Genomic DNA, 23,078 nt, shown 5'->3' on the forward strand with positions numbered 1-23,078 from the left:
TCAACCATGCGTCATTGCCTAATGGCCCTGTTGCTGGCCCTCAGCACGGCCCTGACCGGCTGCATCAGCTACTCCCAGCACCAGTTGCCGGTGGTCGAAGCCTGGCCGCCGCTGCCTGCCGCCGATGCGGCGCCCGCGCACAAGACCGCCTATGTGCGCTTCAACACACTGTACGAGTTCAACGGCCAGCCGCGCGCCAGCAACGCCAACCTGATGCGTTTCGAAAAGACCCTGGTGCAGAGCTATGAACAGAGCGAGCGCTTCACACGGGTGACCAGCGAGAAGGTCGACTCCGACGTGTACGCCTACGTCACGCTCAGGAACAACGAGCAAGGCAACGTGCTGGCGGCGACGCTGACCGGTGCGACGCTGTTCATCATCCCGTCCACCTTCGACAACACCCTGACCCTGGAGACGCTGTACAAGGACCGTGAAGGCAAACTCATCGGCAAGGTCAGCAAGAGCGAAACCATCACCACCTGGATGCAATTGCTGTTGATCTTCGCGGTGCCGTTCAACGATTCGGGCGATGCCATCATCGAACACCTGAGCCGCAGTTCGGTTGAAGAAGCGATCCGGCGCAAGCTGATCTGAGCGTCATCATCGCGAAACATCCCTGCGCCAGACTGGCGCGGGCTCAAGGCTGAGCCGGCACGGATGAACCAAACGGGTTTGCGACACTCTCAAGCACGCCCGTTTCCACGGATGGAACGACAGACAGGGATCACCCCGCAGCCTCGGCTGCGGGGTGGCACAGGCGGGTCAGCCTCAACCCTATTTGTCGCAAAGAGCCCGTGCCATGAAGTTGCCCTCCTTTTTTCGGCGTTATCGCCCTGCGCTGTTTTCCGTTCCGCTGGTCGTCGGCGCCACCCTGCTGACCTTCGAAGCGCTCGAAAGCCGAGCCCAGCCGGTGGACGGCACCCAGACCCTGGTCTTCCTGCGCCATGCAGAAAAGCCCGGCGAAGGCCTCGGGCAACTGAACTGCCAGGGCCTCAACCGCGCCCTGGACCTGGCCACTCTGCTCCCGGAAAAATTCGGCCCCGCCGACTACGTGTTTGCCGCCAACCCCAGCCGCGAAGTGGAGGAGGGCAGCAACGACAACGCCTACAGCTATATCCGTCCGCTGATGACCATCAGCCCGAGCGCGATCAAGCTCGGCCTGCCGGTGAACATCGACTTCGGCGCCAACGACACCGGCGACCTGGCCGACGAGCTGCTGCAGGACAAGTACCGCAACGCCACGGTCTACACCGCGTGGTCACACGGCTACCTGCCCGAGCTGATCAACACCGTGGCCGGCAAGGCGCTGGGCGAAAAACGCACCATCACCGACGACTGGGACGGCGAGGATTTCGACTCGCTGTATGTGCTGACCCTGACCTGGCACGACGGCAAGGCCAGCCTGCTCAGCCGCAACTACAAGCAGGGGCTGGACAACGGCGACCTCGCCTGCCCGAGCTGAGGGCTAGTTCACCACCTCGAAGCGTGCGCTGGCCTCGCGCCACTCGAACGTCTTGCCCAGGCAATACGGGCTGGAAGGGATGAGCACCTGGGTGGCGCCACCCTGCAGGCGTACCTGGACGGTGTCGATACCCTTGCTGCGACAGCCCGGCACCTTCACCTCCAGCGTCTGCTGCAGCTTGCCGGTGGCCTTGTCCATTACCTGGATGGTTTCGAGGGCGGCATAGTCCATGTCCATCGGCAACTGGAAGTAGAAGCGTTCGGTGGATGCAGCCTGGGGCAGTACCGCGCCCGGCGAGGGTGTCTGCAGGCCGATGTCGGCCACCAGCTTGAGCGTGAAGGGCAGCTGCTTGCCGCTGGCGTAGGCGGTCCAGGTGCCTTGCAGCGGCTGGGCACGGCTGCTGAAATCGGCTTTCTGGAAATGCAGACGCGCGGTGGGCAGGCCGCCGCTGTCCAGTTCGTCCATGGCGAAGTTGTAGGTATCGGTGTTGCGCGTGGGCTTGAGCCGGATCGGCGTGTGGTAGCGCTCGTAGTAGTAGATACCGGTCACGTAGTCGTTGGTGCGCTCGATCACCAGCGTCACCGGCAACCCGCCGAGTTTGCCCTGGTACACGGAATGGTAGGCCAGGGCATTGGCGCTCAGGCACAGCAGCAGGCAGGCGAACAGGGTACGAAACGGCATCAGAAAGGCTCCACGCTGTGGCGCTGCCACACCAGTTGCTTGGGGTCGACGAAGTGGTAGTACTGCCAGTCGCTGGTCCCGGTGTCGTAGTTGCTGCCCTGGCGCTGGGCTACCCAGCCGGGGGCGGGGAACTTGAGCGCGCCCTTGTCGCCCAGCGCTTCGAGTTCGGTGTGGCGTTGGTAGGTATTGCTGGTGGGCTGGTACAGGTAGAACTGGTCCGGCTCCTGGTTGGCGCCGCCGGTGGCGCGCTGGCCGATGGGCGAGGCCCTGAAGTCGATGATGCCGTCACCGTTGTAGTCGGCGAAGGTCAGGGTGCGGGTGCCGTTGAACGCCAGCGCCAGGTTGTCCAGCACCTGCAGTGTGCTGCCGCTGGCGAGGTCGATGATGGTGATGCGATCGACCTTGCCGGTGTATTCGCCCTCGGCCTTGCTGGCGTGCACATAGAAGCTCTTGCCGCGGTTCTGCGGCTGTTGCAGCAGCGCGCCTTGCCAGCTGGAGCGCTGCTCGTCGCTGAAGCGAGTCTGGCGCGTGAGGCTGAAGGGCACACGTTCCCGGGTGCGCAGGTCGATCCATTCGCCACTGAAGTCGCGATCGTGCGTGAACACGAAGGGGCGCACCCGCAATGCTGCGGCGGGCATGCGCGGGTTGTCCATGATGTTGATCAGCAGTGGCACGTCCTTGCTGTAGGGCGTCACTTCCAGTGGCTGGCTGGTGTGGTGCTCGGTGTCCAGCAGGTAGCCTTGCACGTACTCGTACTGCGAGGTGTATTGCAGGGCGACCTCGACCTTGCGCTCGCCGAGGGTGCCCTGGTACAGGTTGATCGGGTCGGTGGCGTGGGCGCTGGTGAAGGCCAGCGCCAGGCCCAGCATGCAGAGGGGCCTTGGGAAAGCGAACATGGTGACAGTGCGTCCTTGCGGGAGAGGGGCGCAAGGCTAGCATATGTGTGGAACGTGCCGTTGCTCTGCGAATCCCGCGCCGCCCGCCAGTATGGCGCTTATGCCATCGGCGGCAGCCGTCGCTTCACCGGGCTTTTCTTGACGATGGCGGTGTTGGTTTCGGCGTGGCTGTTGAGCTTGTCGAGCAAGGTGTCGAGCTGCTCCATCGAGCGTACATGCAGGCGCGCGATGAAGCAGTCGTCACCCGTGACCTTGTCGCACTCGGTGAACTCGGGGATGGCGATGATCTGGCGCTCCACCTCCTGCAACTGCCCCGGCAACGGACGAATGCGCACGATGGCCTGCAACTGGTACCCGAAGCTGCGCGGGTCGATGTCGACCGTGTAGCCCTTGAGCACGCCGCGTTCTTCCAGGCGACGCAGGCGCTCGCTGACGCTGGGCGCCGACAGCCCGCTCAGGTGCGCCAGCGCCTTGAGCGAACGCCGCGAGTCTTCCATCAGCGCCTTGATCAACAGCTGGTCAATATCGTCAGTCATGCAATCCTCGTCAGGCAGATCAATGAAATTGCCTTGATAAAAAAGGCAAGGCTTGAGTCTAGCCTTGTTTTTGCTATGGAGTGCCCTGGCTTCTCGCTCGCATAATCTGTCCATCGTCTGGGAGGTGAGAGATGGACAATTCAATACGCCGTGGGTCGTTGGAAATGGTCGCCGCGATGCTGATATCCGGCACCATCGGCTGGTTCGTGCTGGTGTCGGGGCAACCGGTGCTGGACGTGGTGTTCTGGCGCTGCGTGTTCGGCGCCGGCACGCTGTTGCTGGTGTGCGCCGTGCTGGGTTTTCTGCGGCCGGGCATCCTCACACGTGCCAGCTTTGCCCTGGCGGTACTCAGCGGGGTGGCCATCGTGGGCAACTGGGTGCTGCTGTTCGGCTCCTATTCACGGGCCTCGATTGCCATCGGTACGGCGGTGTACAACGTGCAGCCGTTCATGCTGGTGGGGCTGGCGGCGGTGTTTCTGGGTGAAAAGCTCAGTGTGCCCAAGCTGTTCTGGCTGGGGGTGTCGTTTGCCGGGATGCTGGCCATTGTGAGTGCCCACGGCAGCGGGCAGGGCAGTGGCGAGGATTACCTGCCGGGCATCGCGCTGGCGCTGGGCGCGGCGTTTCTGTACGCGGTGGCCGCGCTGATCATCAAGCGCCTGAGTGGCACGCCGCCGCACCTGATCGCGCTGATCCAGGTGAGCACCGGCATCCTGTTGCTGGCGCCCTTTGCCAATACCGGCGGCCTGCCGGGCACTGCGGGGGCGCTGGCCAGCCTGGTGACGCTGGGTATCGTGCACACCGGCCTGATGTACGTGCTGCTGTATGGCGCCATCCAGAAACTGCCGACCGCGTTGACCGGGGCGCTGTCGTTCATCTACCCGATTGCGGCGATCTTCGTCGACTGGTTCGCCTTTGGCCATCGCTTGAGCGCGCTGCAATGGCTGGGGGTGGCGGCGATTCTGCTGGCGGCTGCCGGCATGCAGCAGGGCTGGTGGTGGAGGGCGAGCGGCAAGCTGCACGCCACAAGCGACAAGTAAACAGGCGCCCGGCGCAAACTTGTCGCTTGCTGCGTGAAGCTTGCCGCTAAAATAGCCCTTTTTGTCCCAGTGAATCCTGCCATGCCGATTGCCACCCTTCACGCCCACCTGCTCGGTGCCCTGAACCCTGCGCCTGCCGAAACCCGGCGCCTGTTCCATGGGCGCGGGCGCTGCTGGCCGGGGCTCGAACAGATCACCGTGGACTGGCTGCAGGGCGTGCTGCTGGTCTCGCTGTTTCGCGAACCGCCCGAAGGGCAGCTGGCCACGCTGGAGCAGATGCTGCGCACCCTGGCCGCCAGCCCTGGCTGGCCCGGGCAGGCGATTCTGATTCAGCACCGCTACCTGCCCGATAGCCCCGGCCAGTGGTTGCTGGGCGAGCCGAGCGAGCACCGCGTGATCGACGAGGATGGCCTGCGCTATCAGCTGGACCTGGGCCTGAAGCAGAACACCGGGCTGTTCCTGGACATGCGCTATGGCCGGCGCTGGGTGCGCGAGCAGGCGGCGGGCAAGCGGGTGCTCAACCTGTTCGCCTACACCTGTGGGTTTTCGGTGGCAGCGATTGCCGGGGGGGCCGAGCAGGTGATCAACCTCGATATGGCGCGCTCGGCCCTGAGCCGTGGGCGCGACAACCATCGGCTCAACGGGCATGACCTGGGGCGGGTGGGGTTTCTGGGGCATGAGCTGTTCAAGTCATGGGGCAAGGTGCGCAAGAGCGGGCCGTATGACCTGATCATCATCGACCCGCCGACGTTCCAGAAGGGCAGCTTTGTGCTGACCCAGGACTACAGCAAGATCCTGCGCCGCCTGCCGGAGCTGTTGAATGAAGGCGGCACGGTGCTGGCGTGCGTGAACGACCCGGCCATCGGGCCTGACTTTCTGATCGAGGGGATGGCAGCCGAGGCGCCGGGGCTGGTGTTCGTGGAGCGTCTGGCCAACCCACCGGAGTTTGCGGACAGTGATCCGGTGGGCGGGCTGAAGGCGCTGGTGTTTCGCCAGGGGTGAATCTGTTGTGCCAGTGCTGGCCTATCGCGGGTCAAGCCCGCTCCCACAAGGATTGGCACTAACCCTGTGGGAGCGGGCTTGACCCGCGATGCGATCCGAAGGCTAGCGGCGCAAACGCCGCCACCCCATCACCACACCACTCACGCTCAGCACCAGCCCACCCAGGCTGAGCACGATCATCCACCCATCCCACAACGGCCGCCGCGTCAGCAGCGGTAGCCAGTCCCAGCTGTGCAGCAACGCGAACAGCCAGCGTGACACGCGCCGTGGCTGGTCCAGCTGCCCCAGTACTTCACCGGTGTACAGGTCCAGATGCAGCCAGGTCTGCGCCGGGTCGTCGAAGCGCACCCGCAGCACCGGCAGACGCTTTTCAAGATGCCCGAGCATGCTCTGCTCGGCCCGCGCGTAGTAGTAGAAGTCGTAGGCCTCCAACTGCTGCACCTGCATCGCCGGCCCGATCGCCCGCGCCGCCTGCTCCAGCACCGCCCGTGGCAGACGCTGCAGCACCTGGCCGTCGTGCATCGACAGTACCCGCGTGCGTCCCGCGCCGTCCTGGCCCACCACATACCCCGCGCCCCCGATCAGCCGCCACTCCAGCTCGCGGGCGGTGAAGCCCTTGTCGGCAAAGCGCGCCAGTGCCTGGGGCACCGACAGCGGGAACGCCGCCGCATTCAGCGGCCCGCCCTGATACGCCGAGGTATCCAGCGGCTGCGCACTGCTGAACAGCCGCCACGGGTTCATCGACATCAGCCCACTGAAAATCCAGGTGATGGCCAGGGCACCGAACAGCAACCCGCCCACATGGTGCCAGCGTGCCCAGCCCTTGTACGGCGAACGCGAACCGCTGCGGTAGGGCCGGCTGAAACGCCAGCGCATCACCCCCACCACCGCGCCCAGCAGCGCCATCACGCTGGCCGCCAGCGACAGGTAGATCACCAGGTTGCTCCACAACCCGTCCACGCCGATGCCGCGCAACGGATACAGCCAGTGCAGCCAGGCGCCGATCAGGTTCCAGCCGCGCTCGCTGGCGCTGGCATCGCGCACCACTTCGCCGGTCTGGCCGCTGATGTACAGCAAGGTGCCGTCCGTATCGCTCAACTGCACGCGATGCAGCGGCCGGTGCGCATCCAGTGCGCGCGAATGGCTCCACAGGTCTTCCTGCACCGCGTCGCGATAGGTCAGCGGCGCATGCGGGTCGTATTGCCCGGCACTGGCCAGCGCCCGTTCGCGGGTGGTGGGTGCGATGCGCTGGCCGCTAGTTGCGTCCACCGCCACGGCCTTGCCGCTGGCATAGTCGAACAGGTAAAGCGCCTGCCCGGCCACGCTGCTCAGGCGTATGCGTGCAGGTTGCGGATCGGCCACCGCCAGCGCCTCGCCCAGCGAGACGCAACAGCCCTGCGCCGACAGCGCCGGCAGGTGCGCCAGGTGCTCGCGCGGGGTCAGCTTGGGGTAGCCCACGTACAGCATCACCATGCCCGAGACGAACCACAGCGCCATGAACACGCAGGTCACGATCCCCAGCCAGCGATGCCACAGATACAGATAACGCTTCATTGCAACGCTCCATCAGGGCCGGGGCGCGAACGCCCCGGCCCGGCCCAGTCAGAAGCGGGTCTGCACCGCCAGTTCGAAGGTGCGCGGTGCACCCAGGTAGAGCATGCTCGACGAAGTCCAGCGTGCGTACACCTCGTCGGTCAGGTTGCGCACCCGCGCGGTGATGCGCGTGTCGGCATCCACCTTGTAGCCGACGAAGGCCCCGAACAGGGTGTACGACGGCGCGTAGCGGGTGTTGGCCGCATCGGCATACACCGACGACACATAGCGGCTGTCGCCGCCCACCTGCCACTGCGGGTCCAGGTCGTAGGTCAGCCACAGGTTGGCCACCCGGTCCGGGGTGTTGGTGGGGGTGTTGCCCTTGCGCGAGAACGACTGGCCGCCGACGTTTTCGTTGAACGCGTCGTACTGCGCATCGACATAGGCGAAGTTGCCTTCGGCCAGCAGTTGCGGGGTGACGCGCAGCGCCGCCGCCACCTCGATACCGCGTGACGACTGCTTGCCCACCGGCTGGGTGAAGCCGGGGTTGGCCGGGTCGGCGGTGGCCAGGTTGTCGCGCTCGATGCGGTAGGCGGCCACGGTGGCCGAACCGCGTCCGTCCAGAAAGTCGAACTTGCTGCCCACCTCCAGCTGCTTGCCGGTGCTCAGGTCGAAGTCGCGCACCTGGCCGAAGCTGGCGGTGGTGAGCATGCCGGCGGGCGGGTCGGCGGCGGTGCTGTACTGCACATACACGTTGGCCGACGGGGTCAGCTCGAACACCAGGCCCACACGCCCGGTGGTGGGCTGGTAGCGGCGTTTGAACTGCGCCGGGTTGGCCTCGTTGACGGCGCGGTAGTTGCGTACCTGCAGGTCGATGCTGTCGTGGCGCAGGCCCGTCAGCAGGGTCAGGCGATCGGTCAGGGTCAGGCGGTTCTCCAAAAAGCCGGCCCAGGTGTCGACCGTGTTCTGACGGTTCTTCTCGTAGCCGGGGAACATGCCCGGCAGGTCGTAGAAGTGTCCCGGGTCGAAGTGGTCGGGGTCGACGCTGCCGGCAGCGGTGCCCGAGCGCGGGTAGGTCATCTGCACGTTGTGGCTGTAGTCCAGGCCCGTCGACCACTGGCTGCGCAGGCCGAACAGCTGGCCGTCATGCAGCAGTTCCACGCGGTTGCCGTTGAGCTCCTGGTCGTGCCGTTGCAGCAGGCTGCCGGCGCGTTGCACGCGGCTGTTGTCGGCGTTGTAGGTGTAGGTCTCGAGATTGCGGAAATTGCGCTCGGCGTTGTAGTGGTAAAGCGTATTGCGCAGCGAGGTGGCGTCGTCGAAACGGTACTCGGTGATCGAGCGCAGCCAGCGCACGCGCTGCTCGTAGCGCCCGTCCTCGACGTTGTAGTTCTCGAAGCGCCGGCTCTTGTCGACCTTCATCTGGCCGCCCAGCGGGTTGAGCACCGGGCTGCCCCAGTAGGGGCTGTCGACGCTCTCGTTCTGGTATTCGAGTGCCAGGGTGTGGGACAGCTGGTCGTTGATGTCGGTCAGCAGCGAGAACGCCACGCTCCAGGCATCGCGCTCCTCGCGGTCGACGTAGCCATTGCTGCGGGTATGGCTGAAATCCAGGCGCGCATGGTTGGTGTCGTTGAGTGCGTGGTTGAAGCCGAACGAGGTCTCGCTGCTGTCGTAGCTGCCATAGCTGACGCGGCCTTCATTGAAATCTTCGTCGCGGTTGGCCAGCTTGGTGATGTAGTTGATCGAGCCGCCTACGGCGCCGGCGCCGAACAGGAAGCTGGACGGGCCGCCGACCGCTTCGACGCGGTCATAGATCCAGCTGTCGACCGGGCGTGCGGCGATCGAGTCGTACTGCACGCTGATGCCATTGAACAGTTGGGTGATCTGCGCCCCGGAAAAGCCCCGGTACGATACCGAGCCGGCCGAGCCGGGCGGGGAGGCGGCGTTCAGGCCGGGTACGCCGGCGAGCATGTCCTGGGTGGTCCTGGCGCCGCGCTGTTCGATCTGCTGGCGGTTGACGATGCTGATCGAGGCCGGGGTTTCGCGGGGCGTGAGGCCCAGGCGCGAACCGGTTTGCGAGGGGGTGTCGAGCAAAACGCCGTCCACCGGAATCGGCCGGTCGCTGACCAGTACATCGGGCAGCACGAGTGCCTCGTCGGCAACGGCGTTGAGCGACAGGGCGCAGAGCAGGGCAGTGCAGCCCTGCAAACGTGGGAAAGGGGTCATTGAGCGAACTCTGCAGGTGAGCCAACGGCACCCCCGCGCAGTGGCGCAGGCGTGTGCCGGTACGGGCAGCGGCAAGGCTGCCGGGTTGGATCAGGCCAGCAGGGGGGAGGCGCGCGGGTTGGCCGAGGGCCAGCAGTAGCGAGGTGGCGCCTTGCTGCGCAGTTCGCGGTGGTAGCGTCGCGTGCGGGTGAACGCCAGCAGCCAGCCGATCACCAGGCTCAGGGCCAGGCACACCACGGCCGCGGCACACACCGGGCAGGTTTGCAGGCTGTCCCAGCCGGCGATGGAGGCGTCGCTGTAATCGGTCTTGAGGGTCGGGCCCGGGGTGCCCATGGCCGAGCAGAAGGCTCCGCCGATGCCGTTGAGCTGCAGGCCCATCATCTGCCCGTGGCCGATACCGCAGGCGAACAGATTGAACAGGACGCTGAAGTACAGCGTCCAGGCAATCAGCGAGCGGTCGGCACGGGTAAATTTCATGGCGGCGACTTTAGCACCACCTTCCCATGCCGGGAAGGTTGAACGCCGCAGTGTCTACACCGTTTCGTCGCGTACGTGGGCTGGCTGCGGGTAATACTGCGCGAAGCTCACGTCGTCGGTCTGGTCCACGCGCTTTTTCAGGCGTTCGTTGAACGCCCGGTTCACCGCGTACTGCCCGCCCGAGGTGGTGCGGAACTGGGCGGTGAGGGTGATGCCGTTGAGGTTCATGGCGTCCACCCCGAACACCTGCAGCGGCCCTTGCAGGCTGTGGCGCAGCACCGGGTCCTCGCTGATCGACTGGCCCACCTCGCGGATCAGGTGCAGGGCGCTGTCGACATCGGTCTGGTAGCTGAACTGCACCGAGAAGAACGCATAGGCGAACTGGCGCGACTGGTTGGTGACGGCCTTGATCTGGCCGAACGGTACCGAGTGCACGAAGCCCTTGCCGTCACGCAGGCGCAGGGTGCGGATGGTCAGGCTCTCGACGGTGCCGGCGTGGCCGGAGTCGAGCACCACCCAGTCGCCGATGGCGATGGTGTCCTCGATCAGGATGAACAGGCCGGTGATCACGTCCTGTACCAGCTGCTGCGAACCGAAACCGATGGCCAGGCCGACCACCCCGGCACCGGCCAGCAGCGGCGCCACGTTGATGCCCAGGTTGGCCATGGTGGTGATGGTGCAGATCACCACCAGCACGATCTTCACCGCGTTGCGCAGCATCGGCAGGATGGTGCGCACCCGTGTGCTGGGCTGGCGCGAAGCGCGCCGGCCGGCGCTGGGCTTGAGGGCTTCCTGGATGGCGGTGTCGATCACCACCCACAGCAGCCAGGTGACCAGCAAGATCAACCCGATGCTGCTCAGCGAATCGCTGATTGCCCGGCCCAGGCTGTTGCGCACGGCGAATTCGAGCACCGAAAAACCCCAGATGCGCCCCAGCAGCTCGATGAAGGCGATGGCCATGCCGATGCGCAGCAGCGCGTGGGCGAGGTTGCGCACCAGTTCCTTGTAGGGGCGAAGGCGCTGGCCGGGGTCGACCTCGCGGGACTTGAACAGGTGCTGCAGCACCGTGCTCAGGAACACCGTGCCCACCAGCAGCACCGTGGTCAGCAGGGCCTTTTGCAGGGCCTTCTGGCTTTCTTCGCCGGCGCCGATCAGGTTGATCGCCGATACCAGGATCATCATCAGGATCGGCAGGTACCACAGCCACGAGAAGATCCGCAGGGTTTCCTGCAGGGCGCGGTGCTGCAGGCGGTCGTGCAGGTCGCGGTTGCGGATCAGGTGGGCCACCGGGCGGCGCAGGCGGATTACCAGCGCGGCGAAGGCGAAGGTGGCCAGCAGGCCGGTGATCACCGCGATGCTGCTGGTGAGGTTGCCACCGATCTGGCGGGTGATCTGCGGGCTGGTCAGGGCGTCGGCCCAGGCGGCGAGAAAGCCGATCATGAACAACGGGCGTGGCGCGATCTTGCGGATGATGCGAACGGCGGTGCGCTTGTGGCCGGTGTCGAACACGGTGATCAGGCACAGGATGATCGACGTCGAGAACAGGCCGCTGCTGGTGGCGTAGGCCAGGCTCAGGCCCAGCGCGCGGCCGATCGAGGGGTCGAGCAGGCGCGTGCTGGCGTAGAGGGTGGCGGGCAGGCTGGCCAGGGCCGGCAGGGTGTAGGGCAGCAGGTAGCCGAGCAGTTTCTGCAACCGCGGACGTTCGCGCAGCGGGCGCCTGCGATTGATGTGGTGGGACAGCACGCGGCCCAGGCTGGTGAGCACGCCGAACACCACCAGCCAGGTGAGGCTGAGCAGGGCAAAGTCCACCAGCAGGTCGAAGGAGTCTTCGGCGTGGCGGTCGACCAGCTGGTTGGCCTCCTTGCTGGCGCGATTGGCGCGCAGGCGCCAGGCGTCGACCAGGTGACCGTCGACGTCGATTTCCTGGGTGACGCTGTCGAGGCTGTTGGCCAGGGCGCCGAGCAGGCCGCCCTGAACCACGGGTTCCGGGGCTTTTTCGGCGGTTTCGGCGCTGTCGGTGCCGGGGATGAGGCTGGCGGCGAGCAGTTGCGTGCTGAGCAGGCAACCGAGCAGCAGGGTGAGCAATCGGGTCACTGGGCACTCCTTGAGCCGTGAATGACGGAAAGGGTAGTCCAAGGAACTGATCGGTATTTGCCGGGCAAGTTCGAAACCGAGGTGAATTCATCGCGGGTCAAGCCCGCTCCCACAGGTGCGATATCGCCCTTGAAATCGGCACATCACCTTGTGGCAGCGGGCTTGACCCGCGACAGGCCCGAACGCCGGCCACAAAAAATCCGGGGCCCGTCACAGGCCCCGGATTCGTCACCCGGCCTTACTGCCCGGTGTAGATCTGGTCGAAGATCCCGCCGTCGTTGAAGTGGGTCTTCTGCACGGTGCGCCAGTCACCGAAGGTCTTCTCCACCGACAGGAAGTCGACTTTGGGGAAGCGGTCGGTGTACTTGGCCAGCACGGTCGCGTCGCGTGGGCGCAGGTAGTTGTTGGCGGCAATTTCCTGGGCTTCAGGCGACCACAGGTACTTCAGGTACTCCTCGGCGGTGGCACGGCTTTTCTTCTTGTCCACCACCTTGTCGACCACGCTCACCGGCGGCTCGGCTTCGGCCGACACGCTCGGGTAGATCACCTCGAACTGGTCGCGACCGAATTCGCGCGCGATCATCTCGGCTTCGTTCTCGAAGGTCACCAGCACGTCGCCGATCTGGTTGGTCATGAAGGTGGTGGTCGCGGCACGGCCACCGGTATCGAGCACCGGTGCCTGCTTGAACAGCTTGCCGACGAAGTCCTTGGCCTTGTTCTCGTCACCGCCGTTCTTGAGCACATAGCCCCATGCCGACAGGTAGGTGTAGCGGCCGTTGCCCGAGGTCTTGGGGTTGGGCACGATCACCTGTACGCCGTCCTTGAGCAGGTCGGGCCAGTCCTTCAGGGCCTTGGGGTTGCCCTTGCGCACGATGAACACGGTGGCGGAGGTGAAGGGCGCGCTGTTGTTGGGCAGGCGGGTGACCCAGTTGTCCGGCACCAGCTTGCCGTTGTCGGCCAGGGCATTGATGTCGGTGGCCATGTTCATGGTGATGACGTCGGCCGGCAGGCCGTCGATCACCGAGCGCGCCTGCTTGCTCGAACCGCCGAAGGACATCTGCACGTTGATCTTCTCTTTGTGCTCGGCTTCCCAGTGCTTCTGGAACGCGGCGTTGTAGTCCTTGTAGAAGTCGCGCATCACGTCGTAGGAGACGTTGAGCAGGGTGGTCGGGGCGGCCTGGGCGAGGTTGCCCAGGGCCAGGCCTGCGGCCAGAAGCGAGGCACCAAAGAGTTTTTTCACTGCGCATTCCTTGTTCGAGTTGGGAGAAAGGCATTATGCCAGCGACTATAGCGGCTCGGCCTTAGTCGCTTAAAGATTAAAAAGTGCTGTGGTTATTCCATTTTCTTGAACAGCGCATTGCCGCAGCGTGAACAGAACGCGGCGCTCTGCTCGTGGCTGCCCTTGTGGCAGGTGGGGCAGGCGTGCTGCAGCTGTTCGCCGCGCATGGCGTTGGCCAGCTCGGCAGTGAAGATGCCGGTGGGCACGGCAATGATCGAATAGCCGGTGATCATCACCAGCGAGGAAATCACCTGGCCCAGCGGGGTCTTGGGCACGATGTCGCCAAAGCCCACGGTGGTCAGGGTCACGATGGCCCAGTAGATGCCCTTGGGGATGCTGGTGAAGCCGTGTTCCGGGCCTTCGACCACGTACATCAGGGTGCCGAACACCGTGACCAGGGTCGACACGCTGACCAGGAACACGATGATCTTCTGCTTGCTGCCGCGCAGCGCCGACATCAGGTAGTTGGCCTGCTTGAGGTACGGGCCGAGCTTGAGCACGCGGAAGATGCGCAGCATGCGGATCACGCGGATGATCAGCAGGTACTGCGCGTCACTGTAGTAGATGGCGATGATGCCCGGCACGATTGCCAGCAGGTCCACCAGCCCGTAGAAGCTGAAGGCGTAGCGCAGCGGCTTGGGCGAGCAGTACAGGCGGGTGAGGTATTCGGCCAGGAAGATGGCGGTAAAGCCCCACTCGATCCAGGCCAGCAGCCCGGCGTAGCCCTGGTGGACCTCGTCGATGCTGTCGAGGATGACGGTGATCAGGCTGGCCAGGATGATCAGCAGCAGAATGCTGTCGAAGCGCCGGCCGGCCACGGTGTCGGCTTGAAAGACGATGACGTAGAGCCGCTCGCGCCAGCTCGAAGGGGTGCTCATGGGCGCTTTCCATTACAAGATGGAGCAGAGCCTAGGGGCTGGCCCGCAGCTGTGCAAGCGGGCGACGTCGGGCAGCGGTACCCAGTTGCAGCAGCCAGCAGGCGAGGATGAACGGCGCGGTCAGGCCCGGCACCGGCAACAGGCCCAGCAGCGGTTGCAGCACGATGGCCAGAACGATGGCCAGCAACGGCCGCCAGGGTTGTGCGCGGGTCTGGCTGAAGGCCAGCGCGGCCAGCGCCGCATTGAAACCGTACAGGCCGTAGTAGCCGGCGCCGGCCTCGCCACCGAGCAGCGCCACGCTGCCGCCCAGGGCGGCGCCCAGTAGCGCCCAGGCGGCGGCGTAGCGGTTGGCGATCAGCAGGCCCAGGGCAATCAGCAGGCCAGCCAGCGGCTGGTCGAGCAGGAAGATCTGGCCCAGGCCGCGGCCCAGGGCGAACAGCGGGTTGGCCGCGACCGGGGCGTAGCCGGCGCTGGAAGGCTCGGCCAGCGCCAGTACCGCCCAGCCGATCAGCACGAAGGGCGCGGTGTAGGCGGGCAGCAGGCGAGGGCTTTTGCGCTTGAGCCACTGGTGCACCAGCATGCTGCTCAGGCCCGCGGCGGCGATGATCAGCGGGGGCAGCAGGGCCGACCAGGGCAGTGCGTGGCTGAGCAGCAGGCCCAGCAGCACGCCGTTGTAGCTGTACAGGCCGGCCTGGCGGTCGGCGCGGTTGTAGCCGCGGCGCTGCGCGGTGAGCAGCCCGGCAAGGGCGCCCAGCAGCGCACCGCCGATGAGTTCGGGGGCGGTAATCAGGATGGCCAGCAGGCACAGCAGGCCGCACAGCGGGTTGCGCTGCAGCAGCACCTGACTGAAACCGTTGAGCAAGGCGGTGGCCCAGTCGGGGCACGGGTTGACGAAGTTCTTGGTGTACATGGCAGTGGGTCAGGGTGGGTGGAGTGGGGCGCCTCTTCGGGCTATGTTGTCCCACGGTGTGGTGTGTGTCAGTGCGGGCCTCTTCGCCGGCAAGGCCGGCTCCTACAGGGTCTGTGCCGTGTGTAGGAGCCGGCGTTGCCGGCGAAGCGGTCAGAGCAGGGTTTCGATCCGCAGCGTATTGGTCGACCCCGGCTTGCCAAAAGGCACACCGGCAGTGATCAACAGGATGTCGCCACGGCTGGCCATGCCCTGGGCCTGGGCAATCTCCAGTGCCGTGGACACCACTTCGTCCACCTGGCGCAACCGATCGTTGACCACCGAATGCACGCCCCAGGCCACACTCAGGCGCCGTGCGGTGTTGAGGTTGGGGGTCAGGTTGAGGATCGGTGCACGCGGCCGTTCACGCGCTGCGCGCAGGGTCGAGTTGCCCGACTCGCTGTAGTTCACCAGCACCGCCACCGGCAGGATGCCGCTGATGCGACGGATCGCGCAGCTGATCGCATCCGACACGGTGGCCTCGGCCTGTGGCCGGCCCACGTCCAGCTGGGCCTGGTAGTCCGGGCCGCTTTCGACCTGGCGGATGATCTTGCTCATCATCTGCACCGCTTCGAGCGGGTAGTCGCCCGAGGCGGTCTCGGCCGACAGCATCACCGCATCGGCGCCCTCGGCCACGGCGTTGGCCACGTCGGTGACCTCGGCGCGGGTCGGGGCCGGGCTGAAGCGCATCGACTCGAGCATCTGCGTGGCCACCACCACCGGGCGGCCCAGCTGGCGGCAGGTGGTGATGATGCGCTGCTGGATCTGCGGCACGCTTTCGGCCGGCACTTCCACGCCCAGGTCGCCACGGGCGACCATGATCGCGTCGCTCAACTGGGCAATCTCGCGCAGTTGCGCGACCGCCGAGGGCTTCTCGATCTTGGCCATCAGGTAGGCCCGGTCGCCGATCAGTTGGCGCGCCTCGATGATGTCTTCAGGGCGCTGCACGAACGACAGGGCCACCCAGTCCACGCCCAGCTCCAGGCCGAAGGTCAGGTCGCGACGGTCCTTTTCGGTCAGCGGGCTGAGCTCGAGCAGCGCCTGGGGCACGTTCACGCCCTTGCGGTCGGACAGTTCGCCGCCGTTGAGCACCTCGGTGTCGATGGCGTCGGCGTGCTTGGCGGTCACGCGCAGGCGCAGTTTGCCGTCATCGAGCAGCAGGTCCATGCCCGGCTCCAGCGCGGCGATGATCTCCGGGTGGGGCAGGTTGACCCGCTGTGCATCGCCCGGTGTGGCATCCAGGTCCAGGCGCAGGGCCTGGCCGCGTTGCAGCTGCACCTTGCCTTCGGCAAAACGCCCGACGCGCAGCTTGGGGCCCTGCAGGTCCATGAGGATGCCCAGCGGGTAGTTGAGCTGGCGCTCCACTTCGCGGATCCATTCGAAACGCATGGCGTGGTCGGCGTGCTCGCCGTGGCTGAAGTTCAGGCGAAAGATGTTCACCCCGGCTTCGACCAGCTGACGGATGTCGTCGATGCCTTTGGTCGCGGGGCCGAGGGTGGCGAGGATTTTGACTTTCTTGTCAGGCGTCATGTTGTGCGGTCTCGAGGATCAGGATGGCGCGAAAATCGTTGACGTTGGTGCGCGTGGGCTCGGTAACGATCAAGGCGTCGAGCGCGGCGAAATAACCGTAGCCATTGTTGTTGTCCAGCTCGTCCGCCGCCGACAGGCCCAGGGCCTGGGCACGCGCATAGCTGTCGGGGGTCATGAAGGCCCCGGCGTTGTCTTCGGAGCCGTCGATGCCGTCGGTGTCACCGGCCAGTGCGTACACGCCGGGCAACCCCTTCAGGCTTTCGGTGAGGCTGAGCAGGAACTCGGCGTTGCGCCCGCCGCGGCCATTGCCGCGCACGGTGACGGTGGTTTCGCCGCCCGACAGGATCACGCAGGGCGCCGCCAGTGGCTGGCCGTGCTGCACGATCTGGCGCGCGATGCCGGCATGCACCTTGGCCACTTCACGCGACTCACCTTCCAGGTCACCCAGGATCAGCGGGCTGAAGCCGGCCTGGCGCGCCTTTACCGCAGCGGCCTCCAGCGACTGCTGGGGGCGGGCGATCAGCTGGAAGTGGCTGCGGGCCAGGGCCGGGTCATCGGCCTTGACGGTTTCGGAGGCCGGGTTGTTCAGCCACGCGGTGACGGCGGCCGGGGCCTGGATGTTGTAGCGCTTGAGGATCGCCAGCGCTTCGGCCGAGGTGCTCGGGTCGGCCACGGTGGGGCCGGAGGCGATCACGGTGGCGAGGTCGCCGGGTACGTCGGAAATCGCGTAGGTGTACACCGTGGCCGGCCAGCAGGCCTTGGCCAGGCGGCCGCCCTTGATCGCCGAGAGGTGCTTGCGCACGCAGTTCATCTCGCCGATGGTAGCGCCGGATTTGAGCAGGGCCTTGTTGACCTGCTGCTTGTCGGCCAGGGTCAGGCCTTCGGCGGGCAGGGCCAGCAGGGCGGAACCTCCGCCGGAGAGCAGGAAGATCACCCTGTCGTCGGCGCTGAGGTCGCTGACCATCGCCAGCACACGCTTGGCCACGGCCAGGCCGGCGGCGTCCGGTACCGGGTGGGCGGCTTCGACCACTTCGATCTTGCTGCAGCTGGCGCCGTGGCCGTAGCGGGTCACGACCAGGCCCGAGACCTCGCCCTGCCAACTGCGCTCGACCACTTCGGCCATGGCGGCGGCGGCCTTGCCGGCGCCGATGACGATGACGCGGCCGCTGCGGTCGCTGGGCAGGTGGGCTTCGAGCACCTGGCGTGGATGCGCGGCATCGATGGCCGTGGCGAACAGCTCGCGCAGAAAGTGTTGCGGATCGACCGACATGGCAGGCTCCCAAATCTTATTGTTTTGCAGAATCGAAAACGCCCCTGGGCCTGCCTCCGTGCAGACGGGCCCAAGGGCGGGTGGTGCTCTTTAGCGCGGCAAGCTTCAGGCTACAAGCTGCGAGAGGCAGCGGACCGATGCGCGGTCTGCCGGTCTTGCCGCATGAAACCTGCCGCTTGACGCTTACTTGTCGCCGCGGATCGAGAAGTTGGCCATGTGCTCAAGGCCCTTGACCAGCGCCGAGTGGTCCCAGTTGGCGCCACCGATGGCCGCGCAGGTGCTGAACACCTGTTGGGCATTGGCGGTGTTGGGCAGGTTGATGTTCAGCTCCTTGGCACCCTGCAGGGCCAGGTTCAGGTCCTTCTGGTGCAGGCTGATGCGAAAGCCCGGGTCGAAGGTGCCCTTGATCATGCGCTCGCCGTGCACTTCGAGGATTTTCGAGGAGGCAAAGCCGCCCATCAGTGCTTCGCGCACCTTGGCCGGGTCGGCGCCGTTCTTGGCGGCGAACAGCAGGGCTTCGGCAACGGCCTGGATGTTCAGGGCCACGATGATCTGGTTGGCGACCTTGGCGGTCTGGCCGTCACCACTGCCACCCACGTGGGTGATGTTCTTGCCCATGGCCTGGAACAGCGGCTGGGCACGTTCGAAGGCTTTGGGGCAACCGCCGACCATGATGCTCAGGGTCGCGGCCTTGGCGCCGACTTCACCACCGGACACCGGGGCGTCGAGGTAGGTGGCGCCGGTGGCCTTGATCTTCTCGGCGAAGGCTTTGGTGGCGGTAGGGGAGATCGAGCTCATGTCGATCACCACCTTGTTCGGGCCAATGCCCTGGGCCACGCCGTTTTCACCGAACAGCACGGCTTCGACCTGGGGAGTGTCCGGCACCATGACGATGATGAACTCGGCTTCCTGGGCCACTTCCTTGGGGTTGGCCAGGGCCACGCCGCCGGCGGCGATCAGGTCGCTCGGCGCGGCGCCGTGGTGCGAGGAAAGGAACAGGCTGTGACCTGCCTTCTGCAGGTTCTGAGCCATTGGAAGGCCCATGATGCCGGTGCCGATGAATCCGATTTTAGCCATTACAATTACCTCTTGTTTTTGTACATGTAGGAGCCGGCCTTGCCGGCGAATGGGGCCATGAGGTGTTCGGTCAGGCCCCTTCGCCAGCAAGGCTGGCTCCTACAGGGGTTATGTGGGGTTCAGATCGCGTTGTGGGTCTTGAGCCAGCCAAGGCCCGCTTCGGTGGTGGTCAGCGGCTTGTATTCGCAGCCTACCCAGCCCTGGTAGCCGATACGGTCCAGGTGCTCGAACAGGAAGCGGTAGTTGATCTCGCCGGTGCCCGGCTCGTTGCGGCCCGGGTTGTCGGCCAGCTGGATGTGGTTGATCTTGGCCAGGTTGCCTTCCATCGTGCGGGCCAGGTCACCTTCCATGATCTGCATGTGGTAGATGTCGTACTGCAGGAACAGGTTGGTGCTGCCCACTTCGGCCTGGATCTCCAGCGCCTGCTTGGTGGTGTTCAGGTAGAAGCCCGGGATGTCGCGGGTGTTGATCATCTCCATCACCAGCTTGATGCCTGCTGCCTGCAGCTTGTCGGCGGCGAACTTCAGGTTGTCGACGAAGGTCTTGCGCACCGTGGCGCAGTCCGGGCCTTGTGGGCGAATGCCGGCCAGGCAGTTGACCTGGGTGTTGCCCAGTACCTGGGCGTAGGCAATGGCCAGGTCCACGCCGGCACGGAATTCCTCGACACGGGAAGGGTCGCAGGCGATGCCGCGATCACCTTTGGCCCAGTCGCCGGCCGGCAGGTTGAACAGCACCTGGGTCAGGCCGTTGCTGTCCAGGTGCTGCTTGATTTCAGCCGAGCTGAAATCGTACGGGAAGAGGTACTCGACCCCGCTGAAGCCGGCGTCGGCAGCAGCCTTGAAACGGGCGAGAAAGTCCTGCTCGGTGAACAGCATGGACAGGTTGGCGGCGAAACGAGGCATGGTTGTCTCCTTGCAAAAGTGGGCCCTGTGCGCGGGGCAGCAGGGCCGCTACAACAGTCAGTCGAGCAGCGAGATCGCGGTTGGCGCGTCGTTGCCGACCAGCGCCAGGTCTTCGAATTCGTTGACCGCGTTGATTTCGGTACCCATGGAAATATTGGTCACGCGCTCGAGGATCACCTCGACCACGACCGGCACCTTGAACTCTTCGGCCATCTGCTGGGCCTTGCGCAGGGCCGGCTGGATTTCTTCCGGCTTGAACACGCGCAGTGCCTTGCAACCCAGACCTTCTACAACCGCGACGTGGTCCACGCCGTAGCCGTTCAGTTCCGGGGCGTTGAGGTTCTCGAACGCCAGCTGTACACAGTAATCCATCTCGAAGCCGCGTTGGGCCTGGCGGATCAGCCCCAGGTAGGAGTTGTTCACCACCACGTGGATGTACGGCAGGTTGAACTGCGCGCCCACCGCCAGCTCTTCGATCATGAACTGGAAGTCATAGTCGCCCGACAGTGCCACGACCTTGCGCGACGGGTCGGCCTTGACCACGCCCAGTGCCGCAGGAATGGTCCAGCCCAGCGGGCCGGCCTGGCCGCAGTTGATCCAGTGACGCGGCTTGTACACGTGCAGGAACTGCGCACCGGCGATCTGCGACAGGCCGATGGTGCTGACGTAGCAGGTGTCCTTGCCGAACACCTGGTTCATTTCCTGGTACACGCGCTGCGGTTTGACCGGCACGTTGTCGAAGTGGGTCTTGCGGTGCAGGCTGGCCTTGCGCTGCTGGCAGTCCTTGAGCCACTCGCCACGGTCCTTGAGCTTGCCGGCGGCTTTCCACTCGCGGGCCACTTCCAGGAACACGTCCAGTGCGGCGCCGGCGTCGGACACGATACCCAGGTCCGGGGTGAACACGCGGCCGATCTGGGTCGGTTCGATGTCGACGTGAATGAAGCGACGGCCTTCGGTGTACACATCCACCGAGCCGGTATGGCGGTTGGCCCAGCGGTTGCCGATGCCCAGCACCACGTCCGACTTGAGCATGGTCGCGTTGCCGTAGCGGTGCGAGGTCTGCAGGCCGACCATGCCCACCATCAGCGGGTGGTCGTCAGGGATGGTGCCCCAGCCCATCAGGGTCGGGATGACCGGGATACCGGTGAGTTCGGCGAATTCCACCAGCTTGTCGCTGGCATCGGCGTTGATGATGCCGCCACCGGCCACCAGCAGCGGACGCTCGGCGGAGTCGAGCATGGCCAGGGCCTTCTCGACCTGCACGCGGTTGGCCGACGGCTTGCTCACCGGCAGCGGCTGGTAGGCGTCGATGTCGAATTCGATCTCGGCCATCTGCACGTCGAACGGCAGGTCGATCAGTACCGGGCCAGGACGGCCGGTGCGCATTTCATAGAAGGCTTTCTGGAACGCATACGGCACCTGGCCAGGTTCGAGCACGGTGGTGGCCCACTTGGTGACCGGCTTGACGATGCTGGTGATGTCGACGGCCTGGAAGTCTTCCTTGTGCAGGCGCGAGCGGGGCGCCTGGCCGGTGATGCACAGGATCGGGATGGAGTCGGCCGAGGCGCTGTACAGGCCGGTGACCATGTCGGTGCCGGCAGGGCCGGAGGTGCCGATGCACACGCCGATGTTGCCGGCCTTGGTACGGGTGTAGCCCTCGGCCATGTGCGAGGCACCTTCCACGTGACGAGCAAGGACGTGATCGATGCCGCCGACTTTCTTCAGGGCCGAATACAGCGGGTTGATCGCGGCGCCCGGGATGCCGAATGCGGTGTCGACGCCTTCACGGCGCATGACCAGCACGGCTGCATCGATTGCTCTCATTTTGCTCATGGTTTTGTGCCTCTTAGATTTTGTAATTGTATACAAATTGCTTTTCGACAGAGTGTATTCACGGCAGGCGACTCTGGTCAATCCATTTTCATCCGCCACTGGGTGCTTTCGTCGTTACCCCGTAAAAAAGGGGTTGTGACGGGTTTTGGTCGGATGGAGTGAATTATTGTATACAAAAATATTCTTCATTGTGTTCTATTTGTTGTATTGGTTTTTCACTTGCCCACGTGGGCTTCTAACAACAAGAGGACCTTTGGATGAACGTTCTGAGCTTGAAAGTAGCGGTGAGCCTGGTGAATGGCGCGCTGGCGGCCGGCCGCAGGATCTCGGCGGCGCCGCTGACCGTGGTGGTGCTCGATGCCGGTGGGCACCTGCTGACCCTGCAGCGCGAGGACGGCGCCAGCCTGCTGCGTCCGCAGGTGGCGATGGGCAAGGCATGGGGCGCGATTGCGCTGGGCAAGGGCTCGCGCCTGCTGGCGCTGGACGCGCAGCAGCGCCCGGCGTTCTTCGCCGCGCTCAACGGGTTGGGCCAGAGCCCGGTGGTGCCGGCGCCGGGTGGGGTGCTGATTCGGGATCAGAGCGGGGCAGTGCTGGGCGCGATCGGTATCAGCGGTGATACGTCGGATATCGACGAGCAGTGCGCGATCAGTGCGATCGAAGAGGCGGGGTTGACGGCGGATGCGGGGGTAGCGGCTTAAGGCCCTATCGCGGGTCAAGCCCGCTCCCACAAAGATCACTGGTGTTTTTGTGGGAGCGGGCTTGACCCGCGATGCAATCGCCGCTATCTGTCAGGCGTCCGGCGCACAGCCCTTGAGCACCAGCCGGATGATGGTCTGCGCCGCCGCCTCGTAGTCGCTGTCCTCGAGCTTGGCCTTGCCGGTGACCACCGAGATCTGCCAGTCGAAATCGGCATAGGTCTGGGTTGCAGCCCAGATGCTGAACATCAGGTGGTGCGGGTCGACCGGGGCGATCAGGCCGCGTTCGATCCAGCCCTGGATGCATTCGATGTTGTGCCGTGCCTGCACGTTGAGCTGCTCGACCTGGCTGGCGCTAAGGTGCGGCGCGCCGTGCATGATCTCGCTGGCGAACACCTTGGACGCGAAGGGCAGGTCGCGGGAGATGCGCACCTTGGAGCGGATGTAGGCACTGAGCACCTCTTGCGGCTCACCGTCGGCATTGAACGGGGTGGAGGCCTGCATGATCGGCTCGATGATGCTTTCGAGCACCTCGCGGTAGAGGTTTTCCTTGGATTTGAAGTAGTAGTAGACGTTGGGCTTGGGCAGGCCGGCCTTGGCCGCGATGTCGCTGGTCTTGGTGGCGGCGAAGCCCTTGTCGGCGAACTCCTCGCTGGCGGCCCGCAGGATCAGTTCTTTGTTGCGCTCGCGAATGGTGCTCATGGTGGCGCTGTTCCTTGTATCTGGC

21 protein-coding genes are annotated in these 23,078 nt (G+C 65.3%); 5 read left to right on the top strand and 16 right to left on the bottom strand.

From position 1 onward, the window contains the following. Positions 1–6 precede the first annotated feature (6 nt). A complete protein-coding gene (locus tag LOY33_RS07970) occupies positions 7–594 on the top strand; it encodes a hypothetical protein (protein WP_043861853.1) in 588 nt (195 codons plus the stop codon). A 205-nt stretch (positions 595–799) separates the two neighbouring features. After that, positions 800–1,462: a hypothetical protein gene (locus tag LOY33_RS07975; RefSeq protein ID WP_058542044.1), complete on the top strand. Its 663-nt coding sequence runs from the start codon at positions 800–802 to the stop codon at positions 1,460–1,462. 3 nt (positions 1,463–1,465) lie between these two features. On the opposite strand, the gene LOY33_RS07980 is transcribed toward LOY33_RS07975, so the two are convergent. The 3 genes from LOY33_RS07980 to LOY33_RS07990 all read right to left on the bottom strand — a co-directional run bounded on the left by LOY33_RS07980 (position 1,466) and on the right by LOY33_RS07990 (position 3,575). Beyond that, positions 1,466–2,143, bottom strand: a complete 678-nt coding sequence (locus LOY33_RS07980; RefSeq protein ID WP_043861855.1) for a hypothetical protein — start codon at positions 2,141–2,143, stop codon at positions 1,466–1,468. Beyond that, the gene (locus LOY33_RS07985) at positions 2,143–3,039 is read right to left on the bottom strand and encodes a hypothetical protein (RefSeq protein WP_157811456.1); all 897 of its coding nucleotides are present in this window, start codon (positions 3,037–3,039) and stop codon (positions 2,143–2,145) included. Before LOY33_RS07985 ends, LOY33_RS07980 begins: the two co-directional genes overlap by 1 nt. Before the next feature lie 98 nt (positions 3,040–3,137). Continuing rightward, positions 3,138–3,575 carry an Lrp/AsnC family transcriptional regulator gene (locus LOY33_RS07990; RefSeq protein ID WP_043861856.1) on the bottom strand — a complete coding sequence of 146 codons (438 nt, stop codon included), beginning with the start codon at positions 3,573–3,575 and terminating at the stop codon, positions 3,138–3,140. A gap of 131 nt (positions 3,576–3,706) precedes the next feature. Here LOY33_RS07990 and LOY33_RS07995 point away from each other — a divergent pair, with 131 nt between their 5' ends. Both LOY33_RS07995 and LOY33_RS08000 read left to right on the top strand, forming a co-directional pair. Next, the gene (locus LOY33_RS07995) at positions 3,707–4,612 is read left to right on the top strand and encodes a DMT family transporter (RefSeq protein WP_213607219.1); all 906 of its coding nucleotides are present in this window, start codon (positions 3,707–3,709) and stop codon (positions 4,610–4,612) included. An 81-nt stretch (positions 4,613–4,693) separates the two neighbouring features. Further along, positions 4,694–5,614: a class I SAM-dependent methyltransferase gene (locus tag LOY33_RS08000; RefSeq protein ID WP_102063796.1), complete on the top strand. Its 921-nt coding sequence runs from the start codon at positions 4,694–4,696 to the stop codon at positions 5,612–5,614. A 102-nt stretch (positions 5,615–5,716) separates the two neighbouring features. On the opposite strand, the gene LOY33_RS08005 is transcribed toward LOY33_RS08000, so the two are convergent. From LOY33_RS08005 to gcl, 12 genes are all read right to left on the bottom strand, one after another. After that, positions 5,717–7,168 carry a PepSY domain-containing protein gene (locus tag LOY33_RS08005; RefSeq protein WP_258662413.1) on the bottom strand — a complete coding sequence of 484 codons (1,452 nt, stop codon included), beginning with the start codon at positions 7,166–7,168 and terminating at the stop codon, positions 5,717–5,719. 48 nt (positions 7,169–7,216) lie between these two features. Further along, entirely contained in the window at positions 7,217–9,370 is a 2,154-nt protein-coding gene (locus LOY33_RS08010; RefSeq protein ID WP_043859886.1) for a TonB-dependent siderophore receptor, read from the bottom strand. Between the two features lie 90 nt (positions 9,371–9,460). Then, on the bottom strand, positions 9,461–9,847 hold the full coding sequence (locus LOY33_RS08015; protein ID WP_043859887.1) for a DUF2946 domain-containing protein: 387 nt from the start codon (positions 9,845–9,847) through the stop codon (positions 9,461–9,463). Positions 9,848–9,901: 54 nt separating this feature from the next. After that, a complete protein-coding gene (locus LOY33_RS08020; RefSeq protein WP_043859888.1) occupies positions 9,902–11,941 on the bottom strand; it encodes a mechanosensitive ion channel family protein in 2,040 nt (679 codons plus the stop codon). 238 nt (positions 11,942–12,179) lie between these two features. Then, positions 12,180–13,181: a sulfate ABC transporter substrate-binding protein gene (locus tag LOY33_RS08025; RefSeq protein WP_043859889.1), complete on the bottom strand. Its 1,002-nt coding sequence runs from the start codon at positions 13,179–13,181 to the stop codon at positions 12,180–12,182. Positions 13,182–13,273: 92 nt separating this feature from the next. After that, complete coding sequence (locus tag LOY33_RS08030; protein WP_043859890.1) at positions 13,274–14,098, bottom strand: ion transporter; 825 nt, start codon at positions 14,096–14,098, stop codon at positions 13,274–13,276. A 31-nt stretch (positions 14,099–14,129) separates the two neighbouring features. After that, positions 14,130–15,008 (bottom strand): urea transporter, encoded by an 879-nt coding sequence (locus LOY33_RS08035; RefSeq protein WP_058542041.1) that lies wholly within the window; start codon positions 15,006–15,008, stop codon positions 14,130–14,132. A 150-nt stretch (positions 15,009–15,158) separates the two neighbouring features. Beyond that, complete coding sequence (pyk, locus tag LOY33_RS08040; RefSeq protein ID WP_229590437.1) at positions 15,159–16,574, bottom strand: pyruvate kinase; 1,416 nt, start codon at positions 16,572–16,574, stop codon at positions 15,159–15,161. Continuing rightward, positions 16,564–17,844, bottom strand: a complete 1,281-nt coding sequence (locus tag LOY33_RS08045) for a glycerate kinase (protein WP_054915605.1) — start codon at positions 17,842–17,844, stop codon at positions 16,564–16,566. Before LOY33_RS08045 ends, pyk begins: the two co-directional genes overlap by 11 nt. Positions 17,845–18,027: 183 nt before the next feature. Then, on the bottom strand, positions 18,028–18,921 hold the full coding sequence (locus LOY33_RS08050; protein ID WP_054915604.1) for a 2-hydroxy-3-oxopropionate reductase: 894 nt from the start codon (positions 18,919–18,921) through the stop codon (positions 18,028–18,030). Between the two features lie 119 nt (positions 18,922–19,040). Then, complete coding sequence (gene hyi / locus LOY33_RS08055; RefSeq protein WP_054915603.1) at positions 19,041–19,823, bottom strand: hydroxypyruvate isomerase; 783 nt, start codon at positions 19,821–19,823, stop codon at positions 19,041–19,043. Positions 19,824–19,880: 57 nt separating this feature from the next. After that, positions 19,881–21,656, bottom strand: coding sequence for a glyoxylate carboligase (gcl, locus tag LOY33_RS08060; RefSeq protein ID WP_043859896.1), 1,776 nt, complete (start codon positions 21,654–21,656; stop codon positions 19,881–19,883). Positions 21,657–21,913: 257 nt separating this feature from the next. Here gcl and LOY33_RS08065 point away from each other — a divergent pair, with 257 nt between their 5' ends. Further along, positions 21,914–22,354, top strand: a complete 441-nt coding sequence (locus tag LOY33_RS08065; protein WP_054915601.1) for a heme-binding protein — start codon at positions 21,914–21,916, stop codon at positions 22,352–22,354. Positions 22,355–22,444: 90 nt separating this feature from the next. Here LOY33_RS08065 and LOY33_RS08070 read toward each other — a convergent pair whose 3' ends face one another. Further along, the gene (locus tag LOY33_RS08070) at positions 22,445–23,053 is read right to left on the bottom strand and encodes a TetR/AcrR family transcriptional regulator (RefSeq protein WP_043862341.1); all 609 of its coding nucleotides are present in this window, start codon (positions 23,051–23,053) and stop codon (positions 22,445–22,447) included. Positions 23,054–23,078: the final 25 nt, after the last annotated feature.

Source organism: Pseudomonas sp. B21-036 (genome assembly GCF_024748925.1).
Lineage (GTDB): Bacteria > Pseudomonadota > Gammaproteobacteria > Pseudomonadales > Pseudomonadaceae > Aquipseudomonas > Aquipseudomonas palmensis.

Excerpts from the sequence above, each read along its gene's own strand:
- hyi (WP_054915603.1), bottom strand. The coding sequence starts at position 19,823 with ATGCCTCGTTTCGCCGCCAACCTGTCCATGCTGTTCACCGAGCAGGAC.
- gcl (WP_043859896.1), bottom strand. The coding sequence starts at position 21,656 with ATGAGCAAAATGAGAGCAATCGATGCAGCCGTGCTGGTCATGCGCCGT.
- LOY33_RS08030 (WP_043859890.1), bottom strand. The coding sequence starts at position 14,098 with ATGAGCACCCCTTCGAGCTGGCGCGAGCGGCTCTACGTCATCGTCTTT.
- LOY33_RS08015 (WP_043859887.1), bottom strand. The coding sequence starts at position 9,847 with ATGAAATTTACCCGTGCCGACCGCTCGCTGATTGCCTGGACGCTGTAC.
- LOY33_RS07985 (WP_157811456.1), bottom strand. The coding sequence starts at position 3,039 with ATGTTCGCTTTCCCAAGGCCCCTCTGCATGCTGGGCCTGGCGCTGGCC.
- LOY33_RS08000 (WP_102063796.1), top strand. The coding sequence starts at position 4,694 with ATGCCGATTGCCACCCTTCACGCCCACCTGCTCGGTGCCCTGAACCCT.
- LOY33_RS08070 (WP_043862341.1), bottom strand. The coding sequence starts at position 23,053 with ATGAGCACCATTCGCGAGCGCAACAAAGAACTGATCCTGCGGGCCGCC.
- LOY33_RS07980 (WP_043861855.1), bottom strand. The coding sequence starts at position 2,143 with ATGCCGTTTCGTACCCTGTTCGCCTGCCTGCTGCTGTGCCTGAGCGCC.
- LOY33_RS08050 (WP_054915604.1), bottom strand. The coding sequence starts at position 18,921 with ATGGCTAAAATCGGATTCATCGGCACCGGCATCATGGGCCTTCCAATG.
- LOY33_RS07975 (WP_058542044.1), top strand. The coding sequence starts at position 800 with ATGAAGTTGCCCTCCTTTTTTCGGCGTTATCGCCCTGCGCTGTTTTCC.
- LOY33_RS08005 (WP_258662413.1), bottom strand. The coding sequence starts at position 7,168 with ATGAAGCGTTATCTGTATCTGTGGCATCGCTGGCTGGGGATCGTGACC.
- LOY33_RS08065 (WP_054915601.1), top strand. The coding sequence starts at position 21,914 with ATGAACGTTCTGAGCTTGAAAGTAGCGGTGAGCCTGGTGAATGGCGCG.
- LOY33_RS07970 (WP_043861853.1), top strand. The coding sequence starts at position 7 with ATGCGTCATTGCCTAATGGCCCTGTTGCTGGCCCTCAGCACGGCCCTG.
- LOY33_RS08035 (WP_058542041.1), bottom strand. The coding sequence starts at position 15,008 with ATGTACACCAAGAACTTCGTCAACCCGTGCCCCGACTGGGCCACCGCC.
- LOY33_RS07995 (WP_213607219.1), top strand. The coding sequence starts at position 3,707 with ATGGACAATTCAATACGCCGTGGGTCGTTGGAAATGGTCGCCGCGATG.
- pyk (WP_229590437.1), bottom strand. The coding sequence starts at position 16,574 with ATGACGCCTGACAAGAAAGTCAAAATCCTCGCCACCCTCGGCCCCGCG.
- LOY33_RS08045 (WP_054915605.1), bottom strand. The coding sequence starts at position 17,844 with ATGTCGGTCGATCCGCAACACTTTCTGCGCGAGCTGTTCGCCACGGCC.
- LOY33_RS07990 (WP_043861856.1), bottom strand. The coding sequence starts at position 3,575 with ATGACTGACGATATTGACCAGCTGTTGATCAAGGCGCTGATGGAAGAC.
- LOY33_RS08010 (WP_043859886.1), bottom strand. The coding sequence starts at position 9,370 with ATGACCCCTTTCCCACGTTTGCAGGGCTGCACTGCCCTGCTCTGCGCC.